Origin of the sequence: Tolypothrix sp. FACHB-123, from assembly GCF_014697075.1 — a bacterium.
Classification (GTDB): domain Bacteria; phylum Cyanobacteriota; class Cyanobacteriia; order Cyanobacteriales; family Nostocaceae; genus Aulosira.
This window is the reverse complement of sequence record NZ_JACJRE010000015.1, coordinates 1-23,122: the sequence shown is the minus strand read 5'-3', so window position 1 is coordinate 23,122 and position 23,122 is coordinate 1. Positions and strand designations below refer to the sequence as shown.

Here is a 23,122-nt window from a genome sequence, read left to right as displayed (position 1 = left end):
GGCGTTGGGCATTGCCCACCGAAACCCGGATATGGTGGGCAATGCCCACCCTACTACTAAGAATAAGGATAATTTTTATGTTTAATCGTTTTCGCAGTTCCATTCGTTGGGCGCTAGTACCAGTGCTGGCGGCGGCATTAAGCGCAGGCGCAGCGCAAGCGCAAGACTTCCACGATCCAGACTCTATTGCTTGGAAGTTCCGCTACGGTTTATCTGATTCTGCCTATTCTCAAGCTTGGGAGCAATACAAAAAGGAAAATTTCATCCCCATTGATATCGAAATGGATAATGGCGGGGAGGATTATTCCGGTGTTTGGCAAAAAAACACGGATGGGCGTGGCTGGGTAAGCTGGCGCAAGCTCACCGATGAGCAGTTTCACAAAAACTGGGACGAGTATCGCAAGAAGGGCTATCGCCCAATTGATCAGGATGCGGAGGTAATCGGCGGCAAGCTGCTTTATTCCTTGATTATGGTGCAAAACAAGGAAGGACTTGATTGGATTTCCAACCGCAATCTTACCAGCCAGCAATTTTCCGAAAAATTCGCCGCCAATAAAGGGAAGTATAAACCGATTGATGTCGATGCGATCGAGGTCGGCGGGAAAATGCTTTACTCAATCATCTGGCTGGAAAACAAACCAAACCAGGGCTGGGTCGAACTACGCGATATGACACCAGACAGCTATGGGCAAAAATTTGAAGAATATCGTCAACAAGGTTATCGCGTTGCCGACCTCGATTGCTACAACCGCAATGGTAAACTAAATTACGCTGCCATCTGGGAGAAAAACCAAGCGGGACGGGGCTGGGCAGCGTTGCGTCAGATGTCTGCTCAAGAATTGCGTAATAATTGGCATAAGTATTCTGACCAAGGTATGCGTATCGTTGATATTGAAATCTGCCCCGCCAGCAGTGGTAGGGGAACCGAGTACGCCGCCGTTTGGCGCGAAAATGACGATCGCTATGATTGGCGGGGGCGTGGACAGGCCGAGCAGGCATTATCCGCCTATGCCAACAATTCCGGCATTCCCGGTGTTGGTGCTGCCATCATCCGCAATGGCCGCGTCATCTTCCTTGGTGGGGCAGGTTTTGCAGACAAGGACAAGAATATCACCGCCCATAGCGGCACAATCTATCGCCTTGCTTCAGTGGCTAAGGCTGTGACTGGCACATTAGCCTACGATCTTGAACAAGCGGGGCTGATTAATCTAGACACTCGCACCGACACAATCATTTCTGGCTTGGGAACACAGCACACCCATACCGTGCGGCAATTGCTACAAAATACAGGCTGTGTCAAGCATTACACAAATGATGGCTTAGATGACAATGGCACCCAAGTGCAATACGCTAATGCTCAAGCTGCTTTGAATAATCATCTGGGTGGGGCGATGAAAACTAATGCCTGGATCATTCCTGGTTGTTCGACAGGAACACGGAACTATTCTACACATGGCTACACCCTGGCGGCGGCGGCGTTAGAGAGAAGGACAAATTCGACCTTCGCTAATTTGATTAAAACCCGAATTGCCGATCCGTTGGGTCTGGATACATTACGGGTAGAAGTGCGCTCCTCGCCCAATTCATCAGGTGAACGAGCAACAATTAATTCCGGCAATACAAAGGTGAGTCAAGGGGATTACGAGAATGTGAGTTGGAAAGAAGGGGGTAGCGGTATGGAATCCTCAGCCCGTGACCTAGCTTTATTTGGCGATGGAGTTCTGCGTAACCGCTATTTCCCCCAAGCCACCCGCGACCAGTTGTGGAGTGGTGGAACTGGAAACGGACGCGCCAATGGTTGGACTTTGAATTCTGGGGCAACTCAAGTTAGCAAGGGCGGCGACAACCAAGGATCTGATTCGCACATTCGCATTGATATCGCCAATGGGATAACCGTGGTCGCTTTGACAAATACCAATCCCCCACCCGTCGATACTAGTGCGCTGACGCAACAACTGTTGAATATTGCGCTTAACAATCCATAAGCATACATCTATGCGTGAAATTGTAGGTTGAAAGTAAATTGTACTATTAATTCGATTTAGCGATCGCCTGTGGCTTCTGGTAAAGTGACAGGCGATTTTTTTTTGAGATAAAAACAGCTTTGACAGGGGGTCAAATGCATAAATCCAAAAAGACCACCCCATTAACTCTGATGAAAGGCGATCGCTTTCCCTAGATTGTCACCAAAGGAGAACATCATGTCTGAGAAGAAACAAAATATCCAAGAATCACTCGAGCAAATATTGCAAGAAGTTGACAACAACCCTGCACATTTGATCGAACTATCTGATGCTGAACTTGTTGAAATTGTTGGGGGTGCTTATTTAAGAGCAGTAAACACCATACTACCAGAGCAGATGTCAAAAATTACGCCTAACTTCACTATAGGGGAAGAAAATTGTGGGCCAGGCTCATGTCATTCAGCGTGTAATTCTTGGTGTCATAACTGGTGTACTGACACTGATTGAATGTTTAAGTTTGGTATTTTTTGCCAAAAGTCGTTTACAACAATCTGTGTTTTAATTTCCCAGAAAAAAAGGAGACGAGGTTTATGTTCCCATATCTTAATAAACCACAAGACCAACTAGAACAGATGTTGAAAGAAGTTGAAAACAACCCCTCTGTTTATGTTGAATTGTCTGACACAGAACTAGTTAAAATTGTTGGCGGAGCTTATATAAAGGCAGTAGCAGCAATGCCACTTAAGAAAACACTAACACTGACTGCTGAATGCACAGGAGGCGAATGTACAGGAGGCGAATGTACAGGGGGTGTCGAGTGTGAAGGTGGTTGTGATGTTTGCACACCATAAAATTGAACTTGCAAAGGTACATGAGACAGATTAACTTTTAGTTTCCTAAGCTATCTCGTGCAGGTTTATTTATTTAGGGGAAGAAAACTTCCCCTTTCCTGACATTGCTCTTAATGATTTATCTGAGATGACAAAAAAAAGACGCTATTGATTAAGCTTCTCGTTTATGAGTTGTCATAGCTGCAATCGCTGTTGAAATCATACAAAAGGTTCGGTATTGCAATAAATATTTGGAATAAAAGTCATGTCAACAAAATTTCAGTCTTGTTCTCTCAACAAAGCAATCAGTTATGAAAATTATGAGGTTGTGCATCGATTTACGAGACTTTATGAAATCAGCTTAGATGAAGCAAACGATATCTTTTTAGAAACCAAGAAATGGCTTTGGCTAGCAGGTCAACCAAAGTCACATACGATAACTATTATCGATCCTTTAATCATCATTGATGAAATGTGGCACAATTTCATCCTCTTTACACGGGAATATACAAACTATTGCCTTGATTGCTACGGTCGCTATATTCATCATGCGCCGACAACTCAGCGTGAAAAAGATAATCGTCAGAAACAATTGAAAGAAGATTCAACCCGTGCCAGGGAGGAACAAATGCAAAAGCTACTTCAACAATGTGCATTAATTTCCGAAAATTTAGGTACAGCCACTTTGCTCAAGTGGTTTGTCGAGTATCCCGAAAGATATAACGCAGAGTTTTTTAACAATGGCCGTAAAAATGTCTCTATATACTATACGCCACCATCAGATCTGCAAGCTTTAGCTACTCATATAAAAGCTGGTCGAATTCTGATTAAAAACTGATACTAAGGGTTTTTATTGCTGGGGGAAATTTTCAGCGCGATCGCCTGTCATCTTACCAGAAGCCACAGGCGATTTTTTTGTGCTTTGTTAATTCAACCATCAAACTTCAAATTTTCTCACAAGTCAGATTGTATTGCTATCCAAACGCACCTTGTGAAGTTTTGTCGCTGAAAAATATAATAGCTATAACCTAATCAGAGTAATAGTTTCAGCTTTTATTGGCTATAAATACAGCTTTTACATGGGGCTAAGTGCATAAATCAAAAAAGACTACTCCATTAACTCTAATGTAAGGTTTCAAACCCCAATGATGTCAGGCGAAGGCTCTGAGATCAATGCCATTTACTACAGCTTTATAGCTATAGCAAAGGCACTTCTACTTGGAGTCAATTAATAACCTATATTTTAGCCAACTTTGGTTGAGGTGAGAATCTTATTTCTCTGTTTACACACAGTAATCTCTAAGAGGATATTAAGCATGTTGTACAATCCGAACAAAAAACAATTAGAAACCAATCAATCGAAACTTATCGATAAGAGAAATTTATGGGAAGAAATTCCCGAAAGCTTTGCATCTAAGGTATCCGGAGGAGGTGGTCAAGTATTAGTAACTAGTGGTGCTCAAAAAATTAGTTACATGGCGGATTTGACTTGTGGAGAGGGTGGTGTTGATCCTGTTGATTATGGTGGTTAATCTCGAATAAACAATGCATCTTTGCCTCTAATTAACTTTTGCTCTAGTTTTGCTAACAAAGCAAGAGCATAGGTTGACATATTTTTTGCACTGCAAACATTGAGTGATAACTCACAAAGCAAAGCGTTGCATATTTGGAAATAATGTTAGCGATCGCTTTGATTTTAAAATTTTATAGCCAGGTAATTTTAAATTCTGCGATCGCTTTTTCTTATCCGAAGACTGCCCAACGCGTCCCTTGTCTTCTCATCTACGATACAAAAGTCACGCATCAAAAAGGTTAAGTGTCCGTAAGTAGCAACAATGAAATACCAGCTTGTTAAACAACATAGTGAGGAAGACTGTGGTGCTGCTAGTTTAGCAACGATTAGCAAATATTACGGTAAAACTTTCACTATTAACCGTATTAGAGAAACTGTAGGAACTGGACAACAAGGAACCACATTACTAGGTTTGAAGCGAGGAGCAGAAAGCCTTGGTTTCAATGCACGGGCAGTCAAAGCCTCCCTGGAAGCTGTCAATGAAAAAGCTATTCCTCTACCAGCTATCATTCACTGGAAAGGCTATCATTGGGTGGTTTTATATGGCAAGCGCGGTAATAAATACGTTGTTGCTGACCCTGGTGTAGGTATTCGCTATTTAGAAAAGAAGTGGCTACTAGAAGCGTGGACAGATGGAGTTATGCTGCTCCTTGAAGCAGATCCAGTGCGCTTTTTTACTCAAGAAGATGAGAAAGAGAAAATCGGTGGTTTTGGGCGTTTCCTGAAACGTGTTTGGCCATATCGTGTCATTCTTGCCCAAACTTTGTTGCTTAACTTGGTTTTAGGTCTGCTTTCCCTGGCTTCTCCTTTTCTACTGCAAATCCTCACTGATGATGTGCTAGTTCGCGGAGATATGGAACTTCTGACTAGTGTTGTCATTGCGGTGATTGTGATGCGCTTGGTTAGTAGTAGTTTGCGATTAGCACAATCAAATTTGATTGCTCACTTTGCACAACGCCTAAAACTAGGGCTAATTTTTGAATTTGGAAGACAAATTTTACGTTTACCTTTAAGTTATTACGAATCTCGCCGTAGTGGCGAAATTGTTAGTCGCTTAGAAGATATTCAAGAAGTTAATCAGTTAATTTCTCAAGCTGTTGTGAGTTTGCCTAGCCAACTTTTTATCGCTCTAGTTTCCTTAAGTTTCATGCTGTTTTACAGTGTGAAACTCACAGTTGCAGCTTGTGCGATCGCGCTTTTAATGACTGTCTCTACAGTTGTTTTTCTACCGACGCTACAGCAAAAAATTCGCAGTGTTTTGGTTTTATCAGCCGAAAACCAAGGGGTTTTGGTGGAAACCTTCAAAGGTGCGATTACTCTGAAAACTACGGCGGCGGCTCCGCAATTCTGGGAAGAATTCCAAGGTAGATTTAGTCGTCATGCTAATTTTACCTTCCGCACTATGCAAATTAGCATTATCAATGGTATCTTCTCAAATTTAGTTTCTGGTATCGGCAGTATCGCTTTGCTGTGGTTTGGCAGTACTTTGGTGATTAGTCAGGAATTAACTATTGGGATGCTACTGGCATTTAATAGCATGAATGGCAACTTTACTAACTTTATTGAAACTACTATCGATTTTGTGGATGAATTCACTCGTGCTAAAACTGCTACCCAACGCCTGACGGAAGTGATTGAAGCTACCCCAGAAGCTTTAGATCATCAGCAAAAGCCTTGGGTGACAATTAAGAGCAACGCAGACATTACCTGTACTAACCTTAACTTTCACCATGCAGGCAGAGTTGATTTATTAGAAGATTTCTCTTTAACTATTCCTGGTGGTAAGGTAATTGCTTTGATTGGTAAATCTGGCTGCGGTAAAAGTACTCTAGCGAAATTGATTGCAGGTTTATATCAGCTTCAGTCTGGTAATATTCGCTTTGGTATTTATAACCTAGAAGACCTTTCTTTAGAATGTCTGCGACAACAAGTGGTGCTAGTTCCCCAAGACGCACACTTTTGGAGTCGGTCAATTATGGAGAACTTTCGCTTAGGTTCACCGAATATTACCTTTGAGCAAATTGTCCAAGCTTGTCAGATTGCTGGGGCTGATGAATTTATCAGCAAACTCCCTGATAAATATCAAACGGTTTTAGGGGAATTTGGCGCTAATCTTTCTGGTGGTCAAAAGCAGAGATTAGCGATCGCTCGCGCCATTATCAATAATCCCCCAGTATTGATTTTAGATGAATCGACTGGCGCACTCGACCCAGTAAGTGAAGCTCAAGTTTTAAATCAGTTGCTCACTCACCGCCAAGGACAAACCACAATTTTGATTAGCCATCGTCCCAAAGTTATCCAGCAAGCTGATTGGATTGTCATGCTGGAGCAAGGAAAATTAAAAATTCAAGGTTCGCCAGAGACTTTATCTCATCAACCAGGCGAGCATTTAGACTTTCTTGACGGTGTTAATTTATCAGTCAATGGTTTTACCAAAACTCCCGCCAGCTTTCATCTTAATGGAAGTTCTTCAACCAGCATTCGCTAATATTTACCAAAAAAAACTGTCATGGTTAGCTACTTAAACCCAAACTCTCTACCCTCAGTTCAAAGCAGTGAATTTCTGCCGCCAATTAGTCGTTGGGTTACACTAGGCAGTTTAGTACTTGTTGGTGGTGTAGGGGGAGCGATCGCTCTTGCTTCTGTAATTGAATATAAAGTAACAGTTAAAGGACAAGCCACTGTCCGCCCCACAGGAGAATTGCGGCTGGTACAAGCAGCGACAGAAGGTCAAATCACTAACAGATTTGTCAAGGAAAATCAGGCAGTTAAAAAAGGAGATGTACTAGCTACTATCGATGACTCCCGCCTGCAAACGCAAAAAAGCCAACTGCAAAGCAAAATCCAGCAAGGACAACTGCAATTATTACAAATAGATGCTCAAATTAAGGCGTTGAATCGGCAAATTAAAGCAGAAACAGAACGCAAAAATCGGGCAGTGACTTCGGCTCAAGCCGCACTCCATCGCGCCCAACGCAATTATCGAGATCAACAAATTATTGCTCAGGCGGAAGTGGAAGAAGCTCAGGCGAACTTAAAAGGAGCGCAACAAGAATGGTACAAGGCACAGGTAGAACTGCGCTCGGCTCGTGCTAACTTACAATCAACACAAGCAGCCTTGAAAGCAGCCCAAACTAAACGCGATCGCTATCAAAAGGTCGTGCAAGCTGGAGCTTTATCGCTCAATCAATTAGAGGAAGTGCAGTTAGAGGTTGCACAACAACAACAAGCTGTGGAAATCCGCCGCGCCAGTATTGAAGCGCAACAACAAATTATTGCCCAGCAAAAACAAACTGTAGCCGCCTTACGCGCCAAACTGCAACGCGCTCAAGCTGCACTTAACCCTACTGATGCAGAAGTGGCGATCGCTCAACAGACTATTGCCCAAGAAAGTGCTGGCGGTCAAGCCACCCTCGCAACCCTCAACCGCGAATGGGAAGCACTGTTTCAGCAGCGAATTCAAATGCGGAATCAGCTGCAACAAGATACTAAAGAACTGCAACAAGTGGAAAACGACCTCAGCCAAACCAAGATTACAGTTACCGAAGATGGGATAATCTCTGGGCTAAATTTACGCAACCCAGGCCAATCGGTGCGGATGGGCGAAGAAATTGCTCAAATTGTCCCTAGTAATGCTCCTTTAGTAATTAAAGCTGCCGTTGCACCTGAAGATGTGAGTCAGTTAGAAACAGGTCAACAGGTACAGATGCAAGTTTCTGCCTGTCCCTATCCTGACTACGGTACTCTTAAAGGCGTCGTCAATCACATCTCTGAAGACACCTTTAAATCTCAAAAAAGTGAGGCTTTGCCCAAGGTTACCAATTCTTCTTTCTACGAGGTGACAATATTGCCCGATACCTTGTCCTTAGGTAGAAGTAACCATCAGTGTACTATTCAGCCGGGAATGGAAGGCAGAGCTGATATTATTTCTCGACGAGAGACAGTCTTGAAATATATGCTTAGGAGAGCTAGGTTAATTACAAACTTGTAGAGTTTTGCCCTTCAAGGGGCGAAACTCATCGCAAAACCAAGCCAGCTAAAGGTTTGGGAAGCACAGACCCCTTGAAAAATTTGGGTGCTTATTGAGAATGAACTTGTATAAATGATAAAGTGTACGACTGGGGACAAATAGTGGAGCTAGAAACTGGAAAAATAAAGAGGAGTTGGGGAAAGCAAAAATTTCAACCAAAATTAGTTTAATTTTTTGTATTAACCTTTAATATCAATCTCCAACACCCTCAACACCTTTCCTTCCAAGTCCCTCAAATAAGCCCGCTTCAGTATAAATATTAACTAAATAATGTGGAAATTTAAAGCTTTAGGAAACAGCAGATTGCTCAAATTCTTTATCAGCCTGAGTTTTCCTACTGTTAGTCAGATAACAACAGCAGAATTTGCTGCTTGGTTAATTGACTGTGCAAAACTACAGCCACTTGTCCTTGACGCACGAAGCCCAGCAGAATATGCAGTCAGTCACATCAGAACAGCTGTGCATATCGATCCTGTTACACCCGACCTCACAGCAGCCTCGACAGTTTCACTAGACACACCAATAGTCGTATATTGTTCGGTTGGTTACCGTAGTGCCAAAGTTGCCCAACAGCTTCAAAGGGAAGGTTTTTCTCAGATTTTTAACTTAAGCGGTGGTCTGTTCCAGTGGGCAAATGAAGAACGACCCATGTTTAAAGACAACGGACAGCCCACCCAACTTGTACATCCTTATAATGCCATTTGGGGAAAATTGCTGAAAGCTGGCTACCATGCTTAGTTATTTATTCTCGCGCAATATTTCACCTTCACCTTTGTTAATATCCCACCTGATATATTAGACCCGTCCTAGAACTTGCAAGCCAATATTTACAAGGCTTTGAGAGCAATCCTTGCAGATTTTCTTTAAACGTAACAATTAGGGTTTGATATCGTTACTGATAGTTTAGAGCCAAAAAATGAAGTTATGCATTCCAGGCGATAAGCCTGCGGCATGGCTTCGCTTACCGCTAATTATTATTAATTATAATTACCTCGTTAAAACTAAAGTACCAATTCGTAGCCTTACCAAACCCTTCGGGTTCGCAGTCGCCTGCGGAGGGAAACCCTCCCGCAGCGCTGACTCACCGCAAACTGTTAAAATTATTTCTTTATAGATATTTGAGTTCAGTCCAAATCTTTGTGAAGTTATTTTAAAAATTCTCACCAGCCTGATTAAATGTTCGATAAATATACGTTTACTTGACAGAATTTTATTTTCTGCTTTTTGTTGCTCGCTGAGTTGTTGTTTTCGTTTTTTCTTATGAGGAGTCGTAATATTCTTCCCACCTTGATATCCTTTATCTCCCTCAAATTTTTGTTCAGAATCAAATTTTTTCTGTTGTTTCCTAAATAAATTAATGTCTGATGTTGGCCCAGGAAATCCTACTAATACATCAATAATATCTTTGCCATTTGGCAGACCTACCAATTGACTTTTTAAAGTATGTTGTTTTTTCTTGCCTGAATAAAACTTTTTTTGTTCTTCATTGTCAGATGGTCTATTAATAGGAGCCAGCCGCGTGCGGGGGTTCCCCCCGTTGAGCGGACTGGCGTGCTGCTCTAGGCTATCAACTAAGAGTTGAAAGTTCGTCAAGATTTCTTGTACCATCATGAAATTTCCTTCTTGCTCCTCCACCTGTTCTAGTAAGCTTGATGGCAGAATTCCTCGGATAATATTTCTCCAGTAATGAAAAGTAACATGAGCCTCACTCTTAGATATACCAAACAACATCCCTAATATTTCAAAGGTGGGTATCTGTCTTAAATAAAACAGGCATAGACATATTTGCTCGGAATTTGATAATATTTCTTTCCGTCCTCCCCCAGGATAATTAATCCTGACTTTTTGCTTTTCTTTTTCCTCTTGAATTTGAAGATGTTCTTTTAAAGCTGATTGAAGTAACGCTTGAAACTGTTCGTGACTAATGCCCAAAATCTGTTTTGTTCTCGATGGGTATTTTTGGATATAATCAAAGACAATACACATTTTAAATCAGAGTGGTAGACTGACAATTTTAATTTCTACCACTTTTTTGTGCCTAGATTATATTTTGGATGAGTCTAATACTGTCGCTTTGAATAGCTTACTTAAGCGTAAAGGTAAACTAATACTTAATTAAAAAATTCAAAACCGACGTGAAGCTGGCGCGACAAATGAAAGTTGTTCGTAGAGAACAGAAATTTTGCAACTCAAAGCTAATCTAAATTTATTGATGGAGAACGCTACAAATGAGAATTGAGTCAGAGAAAGAATTTTGGTTACGCCAATTAGATGAATACCGAGAAATTGTCCGTCAAAGAAAACTAAAGAAACTCAATAGCCAAAACAACTCGCCCGTCAATAACAATACGACGGACAAGTTTGTTTAGTATTCGTTTTTTATCCTCAAATGTGCGACTATCCCAGTATTCATGGTCGCGGAACATCTGCACCATTTCTTCTCGAACAAACAGGCTACGTTTTGTGATATTTTCGTGAAGACTTAAGATACTAGCGATTTGGTCACGAATGCCATCTTTGGCTTGTTCTACAAAAGGATTAGTAGGTAACTTTTCCAATCCCGCTAAACTTTCTCGCAGTTCTCTAACTTCTGTGGGTTCAACATGCTTGTCTTCTCCAAAATCCACCATACCAGCTAATCTAGTAGCTTCACTGACTAGCAAATCAGCTACCTGGGAATCTAAACTTCTACTACTAAGCATTTCTTTAGCATCGCAACGTCCTAGTGCGTAGTAGGTACATTGATAGTAAGCTGTATATTGCCCATTGCGATCGCGTCGGGACGACATCCGGGTTAATGCACCGCCACATCTACCACACTTTAATAAATTGGCGAATGGGTTAATATCTTCGGTTCTTGCAGCCCACTTATTGTTGCGATTTCCGCGAATAGTGCGTTTTATTTGTTCGTGTTGTTCGCGGGTAATTATCCCCTCATGAGTATCCCAGTTGCAATCCCATTGATCAAAATGTTTGATTTGTTTGCCTGATGGACTAGATGTCGTGACATTAAATGGCGTTCCGCCTGCATGTACTGGATTTACTAAAAAGTTTTTTAGCCCAGCAGGTGACCACTGTAAGCCAGTCCAAGGGTATCGTTGATAAGTTTTTTTATTATTTTGCAATAAATCAATTTGCTCGATATCATCGGGCATAATCCGATGATTACCTTTTGATTTTGTACTTTTAGCATCTACTTTCCCACTTACCCCAAACATCTCATTTAATATATTGCAAGTTTTTCTGGCACTACCACAACTATCAAATACTTCAAATATAAATAAAGCCAGTTCCCAAACTCTGAAACTACGATTACTTTCTAGTAGGGAAACACACCAACTTTCATCCTTGATGTAGGAATCATCAACAACCTTCCACCCAAACGGTGCAAACCTATGGCTTTTCCTCTGCACCATACGATGTTTGCGTTCGGCAGATACACGGCTGGATAACATTTTGATTTCAAATTTACTGGCGGCTAGCAAAATATCAATCGTTAACTCTCCACCTAAACTTTCTGTATCAATTGTTTGGTCTAGTGCTACTAGCCTAATCCCCTTACTCCGCAATACTTCCAGCAGTGAGTAAAACAATTTTGATGATGACCCAATTCTGTCAATCCTAGTAACAACTAAATCACTAACAATACCCTTTGGTGATATTTTTAAATCATCAATTAATTGCTGCAATCCATTACGCACTTCAGTTGTACGGCTTTGAATATCCCAGTAAAAGCGATCGCATCCTACATTCTTACCCCTTTCTAGCTGTTTTTTCAGCGCGTTGCGATCTTCTTGTTGTTCGACAGTTGAAACTCGACCATAAAACCATTTTTCAGGCATAGTGACAATTTTATATTCTATAATGACTATACCATGTCCTTCCTGAACGCCGAAGAACCAACAGTATGCGATTTAATTGCCGATTTTGGCATCAAAGTGCTTTGGCATCCATCCTTAGGTTTGGAACTGGGTGATAATTTACAACAACTACTGCACGATTGTATTTCCGGAAAAATTCCTCTAGACATCTTGGTATTTGAAGGTACCGTTGTCAACGCCCCCAATGGAACAGGGGAATGGAACCGCTTTGCCATACTAGCGAAAACCCTAGAACTACTGCTCTAATTGGCTTGTCATCAAAGTATCTTAACGGTCTGAGTTAGTCATTTACTGACAAAATAGTACAGTATTAGTCACTTATTTAGGCACTTATGGGACTAGATATCACTAGAGAGTTAAAGCAGCTAAACTCGCGGTTAAAGGCTGGTGGCACAAGAGTTACGGTAGAATCACGGGGTAATTCCTTATTATTGCGTGGGACTTTTCCACCGAAGCCGAAATCTGGGAAAACTAAACCTTATCAGCAGCGATTATTTTTAGGCTTTAAAGCAAGTTATGCAGGGGTAAAAGCAGCAGAGCAAAAAGCTAAAATTGTTAGTGCCCAGTTGGAATTGGGGACTTTTAATTGGTCTGATTGGCAGGAAGATGAAGATAAAGAGCAGCATTTAGAGTCGGTATCTGTTTGGATAGAAAAGTTTGAGCTTGACCATTGGAACAAGGTTGAGAAAAATCGTAAATCTCTGCGAACTTGGAATGATTCATTTATCAGAGCTTTTGCAAAATTCCCTAGTCTGGATGAACCATTAAGTTTAGACTTGATACTGGCTGCGATCGCATCGACAAGTCCTGACACCAAAACTCGCCAAATAGTTTGCCATTCAATGGCGCGATTAGCCATTTTTGCCGGTATTGGTGGTGTGGATAAGATTCGAGAATTGACAGGTAATTATTCGCCAAGGTCGGTTAATCCGAGAAATTTACCGAGTGATGAAGAAATTGCCACTGCTGTTAACTCAATTAAACATCCCGGTTGGCGTTGGTTGGTAGCAATGCTCGCTACATACGGATTGCGATCGCACGAAGTTTTCACCCTGGATATGTCAGAGTTTCCTATTCTTCGGGTGTCTTCAGATACAAAGACCGGAGAACGGCTAGCTTACCCAATGTACCCGGAATGGGCTGATGCTTGGAACTTAAGTAATGTAATTCACCCCCCAATGTCTCAGAACCACGACAGAGGGAGAACACCGGGACAAAGAGTTGCTAGGTGGTTTTGGGACAGCAAATTAAGTTTCCGGGCATACGATTTGAGACATGCCTATGCGCGGCGGTGTTTCGAGTTTGATATCCCCACTAACCGAGCAGCGAAGTTAATGGGGCATTCAGAAGCGATGCACTGCAACACTTACCGGGCTTGGATCGACGAAAAATATTATCGATCCAAGTTTGAAACTGATGTTTTTGGAGAAGGAAAACCCAAAGCACCTAACGTTCAGCCGCTGGAGTAGAACGCCATTCGAGGACGGCTGGTAAATTTATTTTGATGCTTCTTAATTTTGAATAGCTGGGTGCATCATCAATGAAGTGGATACCCTCGATCCAATCTCCAGCAGCAATCCTCCGTTGGATCGACTTATAGGAGAATCCTTTACCCAACTTTTCACTAGCTTGACTAATTGTCAGCAAGTCTTCGGGTCTTATCGTTGGCTTATTTTTTAATTTCATGGGTATGAAGGGAGCACTTTTCCCAAGTTAGCTGAAGTTGGGGAATGTTTGGGTTCGTTGCGAACCGAAGGTCAGCATAGCGATCGCATTTTTACTTTTACTTTTTAACCACCCCAAAGACTTGAGGGCATCAATCACCCTAAACTGGAATGGTTGTCCTATCTCGAAAATTCAAGGTTGAAACAGTCACTGAGAATATCGCCAACTTTTACTATCGTGTTTCGCTCCGGTCTTAAAAACTCTTCTCACTGCCCCAATCATGGTTTTTTGGATGAAGGCATCGAATAAAGGCTCTGTAGTACCAACTGCCGTGATGCTTACACCAGACGAAATTCAGCAGATATTCAAAGAGCGATTTAGGGATTTCCAAGTAAAAAAATATTCCATTACTATTGTTAACTGTTGACGGTTCACAGTTAACAGTCAACGGTCAACAGTCAACAGTCAACAGTCAACGACTTGAACGGAATAATTTATTTTTTGGAGTTCCCTTAATCTGCGTTTGGCTAAACAAACGATCTATCATGGGATACTCGATCCACTTCCCAAAGCACTTTTCTGCATCTTAGAAAAGAATTAACTTTTTGGCTTGTGTCGTAAGTGCGCCGAGCAAGACCGCTGATATTTTAAATACAATGAGTAACCCATACAACCAGCAATATTAAAGTAAGGATGATTGCTAGAGTTGCAATTAGCCTAAACTCGCCCAAGCCAAACTTTTTTTTCAATCAGTTCAGCAATTGGATGTTTAGTTGTGGCTCCAGGATCAGTATCGCGATGCCATTCTTGCCAAATACCTGAGGCGAGTTGAGAAAACTCACCCCCTACTTGATACCAACTAGGATTATCTTCTCTACTCCAGAGTTTACATAGTAAATCTAAAACTTTCTCAGAAGTAAGGTTTTTCATGGGGTTTAATTTGTTTTCGTTGGATTTAGTTAAGCTATCTTCTTCCCGAAAAACTCTACTAAGTCCTTCTTTGACGCTGAAATTGCTCAGCTTCTCAGAACACCTATAAATATTAAAAAGTGCGTCACAAATACGTCTATTTAAACTTAAATATACAGCGCCCTTGAGTGCCTTTAAAAAAAACTCCAACGCATTGTTAGCATCATCTTGAATTAATAATAAATATTCTCCATCAAGCAAATAAATTTCTGAAAGTACAGCTTGCCAAAAATTATTACTGTGCCCAGCAGTTAAATCCGTTTTAGCAAGTTTATCAGCAAACTTAGATGCCTGTTTTGGCAAAATATTTTCTCCTAGTCTGATCCAGGCTCTACCTGCAAATGCTAGCCATCGAGAAGCTCGTTGAGCTAAACCAATACGTAATGCGTAGTGAGCGGCTCTGAGGAAATTTTCTGCGGCAACTGAAAGAGAGCTTTTGTCATCAGCAAGATAAAACTCTATGCGGGCAACATTTCCATACATTTCTGATAATGCTAGATACACATCCCAACCAGGATCTTTGTAACAATATCCTAGTTTAATTGCTTCTTTAATTTGACTGTCCCATCTTTCTAATCCCAGCCACTGACTTCTTTTAGTTTTATCAAATAAGTTCGCCTCGTGACCACAAGAAAGCTCGTACAAATAAACTTCCGATTGAATGAGAGCTTGGATAGGAACAAGTTCTTGTTTAACTTTTTGGTCTTCCTCAAGGACTTGGTTCATTTCTTGAATCAGCAATTGAGCGTTACGGATGTTTCCTTGAAAATTGGATTGCCTTAACTCCAAGCGTTTTGTGAGAAAATAGCAGCGATAAAAGTTGAGTCGATATGAAAAGTAAATATCCTCTTGAGGAATTTTCTTCAATTCTTCCCTGGCTGTATAAGCAATTTTCTTAATCTCAACTGTTTGACATTCTTCATCAAGAAATTGAAATTTTTGAAAAGCTCTTCTGGCTCTAGTTAATCGCTTTCTTAAATCAGAGAGAGCCTTACAGGCTGAAGTATAGATTTGCAGATCCAGTTTTCCCGATGTAGTTTGATCGCCTATCCATTGTTTAGCAGCATAGACGATCGCTTGTAGCATAGTAATCATCGAGTCCCGATCTACCCAAATTCCTTGATAATGGGGTCTATTGCCGATAATTACTGTCGTTTCCACTAAAGAATCAATACTGCTGTCTAGGGTTTTAGTTGAGATGCTGACGTTTGCTACATGCTCTGCCAAGCCCATGTGTAGACTCAAAGCACCGATCGCATTTTCAACGATTGTATTGCCAGAAGTGTACATCCATTCAATCAGCTCGTGAGATTCGCCATCATAACTAAAGCTACAAGTCACTAAGGCCATAATCACGGGAGTGAGGGAATCAAGAGACTTAGCTTGTGGTTGCATTGTCAAGCATGAACCTGGAGTTTTCAGAGTACATTCTGCTTGATGACCTATTTGTACGAATTGAGCGTATAAATCACAATATTCCTCTTCTGCATTAACATATCGAGATAAAGTTTGAAACTCTGTCTTTTGCACTCTAATGTGAAGGTTGGGGAGATTTTTTAGCATTTGCTCTTTGATCGCAATGCTGATGAATAATCTGATAGCTTCTTGCTTGGTGAATTTTGTCTTACCACCAGCTTTCAGTCTGTCCCTAGTCCGCTCTAGCTTGTCAATTACTTCCAGTCTCAATTTTAAACCCAGTGTTGGGTGCGATTCCCAAAGATTATCAATCAGAGATGTTAAATAGTCCTTCTCTTGATATTTAAAATGTCCTTTGTTAACAATTGCTATTTTGTTATTTGCGATCGCTAAAAACTCTTGAGTCGTAGGTACTAAGTCTTCAACCTCTAAAAACTCAAGCAATGCAACTACTTGCGCAATTTGAAAAAACCTTTCTGGGCTGACCTTAATAATACTAGCGTTATTTGGTAAAAAACCAGCAGACTCTAATAGTTCATCAGTACCAATCTCTCCTAATAATTCTCTGAGTTCGTTAGCATGAGGATGAGCTTCGATGTCTTGGGAGTTTTTTTCACCCTCTGCTTTTAATTTTCGCTTCGATGGTTTACGGTTTTGCAAAGTTTTGCAAAGTTCTATTAAGCCTTGACGGTTAACTGGTAACCTTTCTTTTTCTTGATTGAGAAATTCAATCACAACTGGTCGGCTAACATTCATTCCTTTTGAAAGTTCTACCTGGGTTGCTCCCATTTTTTCTAGGAAGAAGTGAAGCATCTTCCTGAGTTCTTCTTGGTCTTCGATACTTTCTTTACTCATATTCTTGATTCTAGGGCTAGTATGTGTCAATACGGTTTACAATAAATCAGAAAAATATTGATTATTTGTATTTTCTTATACAAAAAATCTTAAAATTGCGCTTTTTTTACGACATGTTGTTTAAACTAGGCTCTATCATCATATCCATTTCTTATACTGTATATATAGATACATTTTGCTAGCGAACTCTGGTTTTAAATTGACATGTACATAATTGTTTGCTAAATAATTATCTACCCTTTCTTGAGCAGTAGAAAGTTTTCTTAACACTGTGAAAAGAAGACAGCTAGGTTTAAACAAGTCAATCAAATTGAATTAATAGAAATTCAATGGCGGTCAGAGTCAAGGCTAAGACAAAGTTGAGTGTTGTTGTGAGGATGTGAAGAGTTTCCTGATTCCGTTACAAAACCTAGCCTTTAAAATGCAGCATCATCTAATCCGAAAGTTAAAACGGTTTCAGCATTCGCCATTGGTAGCCCACAAAATTTAAGCTTTATTTTGCAAGTGATGGGAGCATAACTCTAAAACATACACTTTTGGGCACTTTTGGGCTAAAAATAGCCTTGCATGAAAGTATTTGCAAACAATTGAATTAAATATTTATTCGCAAAACATCGATATCAATCACCAAATCGATGCCGCAGCTTTGCATATCCATTGCTAACAGATACCGCCAATTAATTAACACCAGGAGAGTCCAAAATGCCTAAATTTGTGGTGTGAATTCAGCTTTTGCTCATGACAAATAAATTGAATTACAACTAATCTGATTGGAGTTTATAGCCATGACACCAAGACACTATAGTTTGCTGTTGCAATTTACTGCTCAGTTTCTCAAATATTTTTTGCTGGGATTATTCGCTTTTGCGATTGTGTGCATTTTATTCATTAGTTTTGGCGCTTCACATACTGTTGTTATGCTACTGCCGGTTGCAAGCAATTGGTTTTCTAAGCTGGGAATTATCTTGTTGTGTTTAATCATGACAACCGTCATTTTAGAATCTTGGCGGTAAATATTGCTTGACCCGAAACCCAACGGGGTAAGCAGTTGTGGAGTGCGTTCGTCCTTGAGGTTGGTGTAGGTATCCCCTGTGTTCTCCATCAAGGAGCGATCGCACTTATCACTACACCCACCCAACCTTTAGTAATTCATCACTCACAGGAAATGTATATGCCTAATTCTCAACATTTTCCAGAAGATTTCAAAGCATTTGAACAGCAAATTCTCCAATCTGAAAACCAAATAGCCAAAGCTACAACTGAACTCTTTCGCTTAGAATTAATTCTCGATCGCATTTGTCATGAAATTAAAGATTCACTGGGGTTTGATTTTGTCAATATCTCTCTAGTTATGCCTGCATCAAACACTATTGAAGCAGTACATGGAATTGGTATCGGTAAAAATTGGGTGAATCGAGCCAGACATTACCTGGAGGATGATCCAGAATTACGAGATATTCAAGCAGATATAGTTAAAGAATGCCACACAGAGATTATCTCTGGACACAATAAACGCTTTGATAGTTGGATATTTGAAACATTTGACCATCAAAATCTTGTCCGCATTTTTACGCCGATTATTCTAATTCGAGATGAAAGCGGCAAAACTCTAGAAGATTGGTTTGAACAGTATGATTGGCAAGAGAATTTTGTTGCCAAGCAAATTGGTACTGAAAAGCAACATACTATTATCACTATGAAGCCAATACCAGGTTATGCTCCACCTAAAGTAATTGGCTCTGTAGAAGCAGGTTATGAGAATTGTGACACCAAAATCACCCATCAACAAGCGATCGCATTAGCTAAACTTGTAGCTCGAAGAGCGCTAGATATTCGTAAAGCACGTCTGCGTTACGTATTAGAAACTGTTGCTGAAAATGCTAGGCACATTTTAAAAGCTGACTTCACTACACTACACTTTTTTTGGGAACCACAGAAAAACCATTATATTTACGAAGTTTGTGCAGGCTGTATTGATCATTTAGTTCTTAAAGACTTTCCACCGCGTAACCCAAGTTTAAATGGATTAGGTTGGCAAGCTATTATTGAGGGTAAACCTAAATTTTTACCGGATTTACCCAAAGCAGACGAAAATTCACAGCCAAGCTCTTTTAACCCAATAGCTCTTCAAGAAGGTTCTAGAACTTATGCAGCTTTTCCCTTATTACTAAATGGTAGCAACGCAAGTATAGAAGAAATAACTGCCCTTGATCGAGATAGTAGTAATCATCAACAGCCAACTAGCCAAGGGCAACTAGAGCCTATTTGTGTAGGAGTTTTATACGTACACTTTCAGCGCGAACATCAATTTAATTCAGGCGAGTTGCAATGGGGAGAACTGTTTGCTCGTCATGCAGTTGATGCCATCTGGCACGCAATCACCTATCAACAAATGCATGATAAAGCACGCCAATTAGCCACTATTCATTCAGTTGCTCAATCACTCAGTCGGATACCAGAAAATGCCGATTTATTAGGACATATTGCCTGGAACACTTTAAATGTCCTTGCAGCCGATGTAGTGACTATCTATGCATATATTCAGACCGAAGATCATTTTTTACCTGATGTTAGTTATGCAGGTCGTCTGAAAGAAGAGCAAAAAATGAAAGATACAAAGCTTGATCAGCAAGATGTACCATTTTTACTGATAAAACATGGAGAAAATATCTATGCTTCAATAGTCTCAAATGAGCCTATATTTAAAGACTCAGCTTTTAGTCAACGAGAAAAAATTCAATCTGTAGCTGGAGTTTTACTCAGGGTAGAGCGAGACATCGTTGGAGTTATGTTCATTAATTATCGGCGACCTCATGATTTTTCGGGCGAAGAGAAACAAATTATTAATACTTTAGCTTCCTCCGCCGCAACTGCTATTAAAAATCAACGATGGTTACAGACATTAAGCAGTATTGACCGTAAGATTATTACTACATTAGAAGAAAATGAACTTTTGAAATTGATTGTACAGCAATCAGTACAAATCACTGGAGCCGAATTAGGAACCATTCGGTTGTTAGATTCTGTGAATAAATTGCTAGTCACGAAGGTTAGTTATCCTGAAAACATACCAACTACTCAAGCTCCAAAATACGGCACTCTAGACAAAGGAATTACAGGTTGGGTTGCAACTCATCGTCAGCCTGCATTAGTGAATGATGTTCAGTCCGATATCCGCTATCAACCCTGCTTTACTAATGTGCGCTCAGAATTATGTGTGCCTTTGTTAGATAAGGATCGTGGTGTACTTGGCGTACTTAACGTAGAGGGACGTAAACCACAAGAATTTGACCAAGGGGATTTACGCAGGTTAGAAGTTTTAGCAGATCTAGCGGTGATTGCGATCCAAAACGCAGAAACCAAAGAGCAACTTGTGAAAACAGAAGCAATAGCTACCTTAGGTGAACTAGCAGGCCCGTTAGTTCATAAGATAAATAATTATGTTGGTGCTATTCGGATATGGGCGCAAGATATCCTTGATGAAAATGATGATTGCGATCGCCGCAAAGCATTTGAAATTCTGTCCTTAGCAAATAAGGTTTTAGAAGATGCTGAATGTTTGAAGATTTGGCTGCAAGAACAACGTCAACCTCTTCATCTCAAAAAAGTAGTAATTCAAGCAATCAATCGCATTGAGATAAGTTCTAATATTCATAAAAGTTTGCACATTGGTGCCAGCTTACCTGAAGTATTCGCAGGTAAACAGCAATTGATATATGTCTTCGATAATCTGATTCAAAATGCTGTAGATGCCATAGTAATGAAAAGTAAATTAGGAGGTGAGTTATCAATTGAAGCTAGAACTGACGCAGAAAGTTTTGTCATCATCAGTGTTATTGATTCTGGTGTAGGCATTGCCCAAGAAAATTTAGAAAAGATTTTCCAGTCTGATTACTCAACAAAGAATGCTAGAAGAGGCATGGGTTTTGGATTATGGTGGACAAGATTTTATGTTGAGCGATTAGGAGGAAAAATCTTAGTTAATAGTACCCTTGATGTAGGAACAAAGTTTTCTGTGATCTTGCCAATTTACAAATCGGGTATCTGAGTTTGTAGCAGCAACTAAATTTACAAAATTAACTGGCAGGAATTTAGATGAAATATTTGAAAGTGCTTCTGGTTGAAGACGGCTCAGAATGGCAGAGTATTCTTCAAGAAAAGATTCGTCGCGCTCTGCAAGATACTAATAACTTAGATATTAGAGTTTTGAAAACTTTTGCTGAAGCTTATAAATCTCTTGACGAAAGCCAATGGGATTTGTTAGTTACTGATATTGGTTTAGGGGATTCATCGATTTCGTCGCAAAAATTGGGAATTCAATTAATCGAATTAGCGAGCGAACGACAAATACCAGCAATAGCAGTCAGCGGAACGCCCCATTTAACTACTCAAGATTCTGCTGATTTAGTTACAGAGAATGGAGCTATTTTTTTTAGTAAGCAAAATTTTGATAGTAAAAAGTTTATTGCTAAAATTCAGGCGCTGATGTGTAAGCAGCAGGATTTAACGATGAAGATAATTTTAATTCTGACATCAAGTCCAGTTAATGAAGCAAGGCTGCGTTTAGACAAAGAAGTGCATGAAATTGATGAAGGTTTACGTCGTTCCGAGAAGCGTCATCAATTCAAATTAGAGCAAAGATGGGCTGTCAAAGCTGATGATTTGCGGCGAGCTTTGCTAGATATCGAGCCACAAATCGTCCATTTTTGTGGACACGGGACTGGTGAAGACGGACTGTTGATCCAAGATGAAAATGGCAATTCAAAACTTGTCAGTACAGGCGCTTTAAAAATATTATTTGAATTATGTGCTCATCATGTCGAGTGTGTTCTGCTCAACGCTTGTTATTCTGAGGTACAGGCAGATGCTATCGTCGAGCATATTAATTATGTAATTGGTATGAGTAAAGCTATTGGAGATCAAGCAGCGATTAAGTTTGCTACAGGATTTTATGATGCTATTGGGGCGGGTAAATCAGTGGAGACTGCTTATAAGTTTGGTTGTAATGCCATTCAATTAGAAAATATTCCAGAACACTTAACTCCTAGACTGAGAAAGAGACAATAGTTTAATAATGCCCACTCAGCAAAATTAGAATCTCCCAAACTTAGATTGTGGTTGGATAAATGATACCTTGTAAAGAGCGAGATTCAAGTTCTCCAAATTTTTTGGATTAACACCACCAAGCCAAATTTTTATTTAATTTTCCTTAACTTGAGTAATTACCGCTTCTGCCCTCGGTGTTTTTACTCCAATAAAATACATGGGACGTTGCTGATAATCGCTGTTGGGTTTAACAAAAAGTACAGGCTCTTGAAAATTACCTTGCTCAAAACTTAAAGCATTGACATTGCGAGCAATATTCACAAATGATTCACCCAAAGTTAGATTTCCACTTTGCTGCCAGAGATACTGTGTCAAAGTATAAGTAAATAGTCCTGCATAAAAGTCATTAAAGCTGGCATCGATGGCAAATTGATCGCGCCTTGCACTTGCAAGCACAACTCCTTTAGGTATTCCGATTCTCCGTTGTTTTTTAAATTCCTCTGTTGACAAACCTAACACAATCTGCGGTTCAGTTGTGATTGCCAGACTAAATTGATTACGGGAACCGAAATGTGCGATCGCTTTCTACAGTTAAGTTGTGTTCAGGTGACAAAGTTAATAACTCGACCGGGAACGTAAACCACACGCTGAACCTCCTGATTTTTGAGATACCATTGAACTGCTTTTGTTTGCCTGGCGATCGCTATTGCTTCCGACTGCGAAGCCTCTGGTGAAACGGTAATTGTAGTCCGAGTACGTCCATTGATCTGCACTGCAACTGTCACCTGTTCGGTAATCAAAAATTCTGGCTCGAACTGGGGAAAAGTCTGCTGATGAATCGAGCCTGATTCACCCAATTGCTGCCAGAGTTCTTCAGTCACATGGGGTGCAAA

Annotated in this window: 16 protein-coding genes and 1 pseudogene; 12 read left to right on the top strand and 5 right to left on the bottom strand. The window is 40.4% G+C overall.

Annotated elements, in window-relative coordinates; all coding sequences use genetic code 11:
* Positions 1–77 precede the first annotated feature (77 nt).
* The 8 genes from H6G41_RS12320 (at position 78) to H6G41_RS12285 (ending at position 9,135) form a co-directional block, all read left to right on the top strand.
* On the top strand, positions 78–1,985 hold the full coding sequence (locus tag H6G41_RS12320) for a serine hydrolase (RefSeq protein ID WP_190746481.1): 1,908 nt from the start codon (positions 78–80) through the stop codon (positions 1,983–1,985).
* 216 nt (positions 1,986–2,201) lie between these two features.
* A complete protein-coding gene (locus tag H6G41_RS12315; RefSeq protein ID WP_190746480.1) occupies positions 2,202–2,471 on the top strand; it encodes a hypothetical protein in 270 nt (89 codons plus the stop codon).
* 83 nt (positions 2,472–2,554) lie between these two features.
* Positions 2,555–2,815 carry a hypothetical protein gene (locus tag H6G41_RS12310; RefSeq protein ID WP_190746479.1) on the top strand — a complete coding sequence of 87 codons (261 nt, stop codon included), beginning with the start codon at positions 2,555–2,557 and terminating at the stop codon, positions 2,813–2,815.
* A 244-nt stretch (positions 2,816–3,059) separates the two neighbouring features.
* Positions 3,060–3,632, top strand: coding sequence for a hypothetical protein (locus H6G41_RS12305; protein ID WP_190746478.1), 573 nt, complete (start codon positions 3,060–3,062; stop codon positions 3,630–3,632).
* A 478-nt stretch (positions 3,633–4,110) separates the two neighbouring features.
* The gene (locus H6G41_RS12300; RefSeq protein ID WP_190746477.1) at positions 4,111–4,326 is read left to right on the top strand and encodes a hypothetical protein; all 216 of its coding nucleotides are present in this window, start codon (positions 4,111–4,113) and stop codon (positions 4,324–4,326) included.
* A gap of 303 nt (positions 4,327–4,629) precedes the next feature.
* Complete coding sequence (locus tag H6G41_RS12295; protein WP_190746476.1) at positions 4,630–6,855, top strand: peptidase domain-containing ABC transporter; 2,226 nt, start codon at positions 4,630–4,632, stop codon at positions 6,853–6,855.
* A gap of 21 nt (positions 6,856–6,876) precedes the next feature.
* Positions 6,877–8,358, top strand: a complete 1,482-nt coding sequence (locus tag H6G41_RS12290; protein WP_190746475.1) for an HlyD family efflux transporter periplasmic adaptor subunit — start codon at positions 6,877–6,879, stop codon at positions 8,356–8,358.
* Positions 8,359–8,667: 309 nt separating this feature from the next.
* Positions 8,668–9,135, top strand: coding sequence for a rhodanese-like domain-containing protein (locus H6G41_RS12285; RefSeq protein ID WP_190746474.1), 468 nt, complete (start codon positions 8,668–8,670; stop codon positions 9,133–9,135).
* 249 nt (positions 9,136–9,384) lie between these two features.
* On the opposite strand, the gene H6G41_RS12280 is transcribed toward H6G41_RS12285, so the two are convergent.
* Entirely contained in the window at positions 9,385–10,383 is a 999-nt protein-coding gene (locus tag H6G41_RS12280; protein ID WP_190746473.1) for a transposase family protein, read from the bottom strand.
* Between the two features lie 317 nt (positions 10,384–10,700).
* Positions 10,701–12,239 (bottom strand): fdxN element excision recombinase XisF, encoded by a 1,539-nt coding sequence (gene xisF / locus H6G41_RS12275; protein WP_190746472.1) that lies wholly within the window; start codon positions 12,237–12,239, stop codon positions 10,701–10,703.
* A 33-nt stretch (positions 12,240–12,272) separates the two neighbouring features.
* Between xisF and H6G41_RS12270 the strand changes: the two are divergent.
* Together H6G41_RS12270 and H6G41_RS12265 are read left to right on the top strand one after the other, a co-directional pair.
* Positions 12,273–12,491: pseudogene (locus tag H6G41_RS12270) on the top strand (hydrogenase); the annotation flags it as partial.
* Positions 12,492–12,610: 119 nt separating this feature from the next.
* Complete coding sequence (locus tag H6G41_RS12265) at positions 12,611–13,747, top strand: integrase (protein WP_190746471.1); 1,137 nt, start codon at positions 12,611–12,613, stop codon at positions 13,745–13,747.
* A gap of 913 nt (positions 13,748–14,660) precedes the next feature.
* Here the strand turns inward: H6G41_RS12265 and H6G41_RS12260 are convergent.
* On the bottom strand, positions 14,661–17,183 hold the full coding sequence (locus H6G41_RS12260) for a hypothetical protein (RefSeq protein ID WP_190746470.1): 2,523 nt from the start codon (positions 17,181–17,183) through the stop codon (positions 14,661–14,663).
* A 1,048-nt stretch (positions 17,184–18,231) separates the two neighbouring features.
* Here H6G41_RS12260 and H6G41_RS12255 point away from each other — a divergent pair.
* Together H6G41_RS12255 and H6G41_RS35075 are read left to right on the top strand one after the other, a co-directional pair.
* Positions 18,232–21,231, top strand: a complete 3,000-nt coding sequence (locus tag H6G41_RS12255) for a GAF domain-containing protein (protein WP_190746469.1) — start codon at positions 18,232–18,234, stop codon at positions 21,229–21,231.
* Between the two features lie 47 nt (positions 21,232–21,278).
* A complete protein-coding gene (locus H6G41_RS35075; RefSeq protein ID WP_242037902.1) occupies positions 21,279–22,250 on the top strand; it encodes a CHAT domain-containing protein in 972 nt (323 codons plus the stop codon).
* Positions 22,251–22,382: 132 nt separating this feature from the next.
* Here H6G41_RS35075 and H6G41_RS12245 read toward each other — a convergent pair whose 3' ends face one another.
* Together H6G41_RS12245 and H6G41_RS12240 are read right to left on the bottom strand one after the other, a co-directional pair.
* On the bottom strand, positions 22,383–22,685 hold the full coding sequence (locus H6G41_RS12245) for a hypothetical protein (RefSeq protein WP_190746468.1): 303 nt from the start codon (positions 22,683–22,685) through the stop codon (positions 22,383–22,385).
* 146 nt (positions 22,686–22,831) lie between these two features.
* Positions 22,832–23,122: class I tRNA ligase family protein (locus H6G41_RS12240; RefSeq protein WP_190746467.1), on the bottom strand; the 291-nt coding region annotated here is incomplete at its 5' end.

Excerpts from the sequence above, each read along its gene's own strand:
- H6G41_RS12320 (WP_190746481.1), top strand. The coding sequence starts at position 78 with ATGTTTAATCGTTTTCGCAGTTCCATTCGTTGGGCGCTAGTACCAGTG.
- H6G41_RS12315 (WP_190746480.1), top strand. The coding sequence starts at position 2,202 with ATGTCTGAGAAGAAACAAAATATCCAAGAATCACTCGAGCAAATATTG.
- H6G41_RS12310 (WP_190746479.1), top strand. The coding sequence starts at position 2,555 with ATGTTCCCATATCTTAATAAACCACAAGACCAACTAGAACAGATGTTG.
- H6G41_RS12305 (WP_190746478.1), top strand. The coding sequence starts at position 3,060 with ATGTCAACAAAATTTCAGTCTTGTTCTCTCAACAAAGCAATCAGTTAT.
- H6G41_RS12300 (WP_190746477.1), top strand. The coding sequence starts at position 4,111 with ATGTTGTACAATCCGAACAAAAAACAATTAGAAACCAATCAATCGAAA.
- H6G41_RS12295 (WP_190746476.1), top strand. The coding sequence starts at position 4,630 with ATGAAATACCAGCTTGTTAAACAACATAGTGAGGAAGACTGTGGTGCT.
- H6G41_RS12290 (WP_190746475.1), top strand. The coding sequence starts at position 6,877 with ATGGTTAGCTACTTAAACCCAAACTCTCTACCCTCAGTTCAAAGCAGT.
- H6G41_RS12285 (WP_190746474.1), top strand. The coding sequence starts at position 8,668 with ATGTGGAAATTTAAAGCTTTAGGAAACAGCAGATTGCTCAAATTCTTT.
- H6G41_RS12280 (WP_190746473.1), bottom strand. The coding sequence starts at position 10,383 with ATGTGTATTGTCTTTGATTATATCCAAAAATACCCATCGAGAACAAAA.
- xisF (WP_190746472.1), bottom strand. The coding sequence starts at position 12,239 with ATGCCTGAAAAATGGTTTTATGGTCGAGTTTCAACTGTCGAACAACAA.
- H6G41_RS12265 (WP_190746471.1), top strand. The coding sequence starts at position 12,611 with ATGGGACTAGATATCACTAGAGAGTTAAAGCAGCTAAACTCGCGGTTA.
- H6G41_RS12260 (WP_190746470.1), bottom strand. The coding sequence starts at position 17,183 with ATGAGTAAAGAAAGTATCGAAGACCAAGAAGAACTCAGGAAGATGCTT.
- H6G41_RS35075 (WP_242037902.1), top strand. The coding sequence starts at position 21,279 with ATGAAATATTTGAAAGTGCTTCTGGTTGAAGACGGCTCAGAATGGCAG.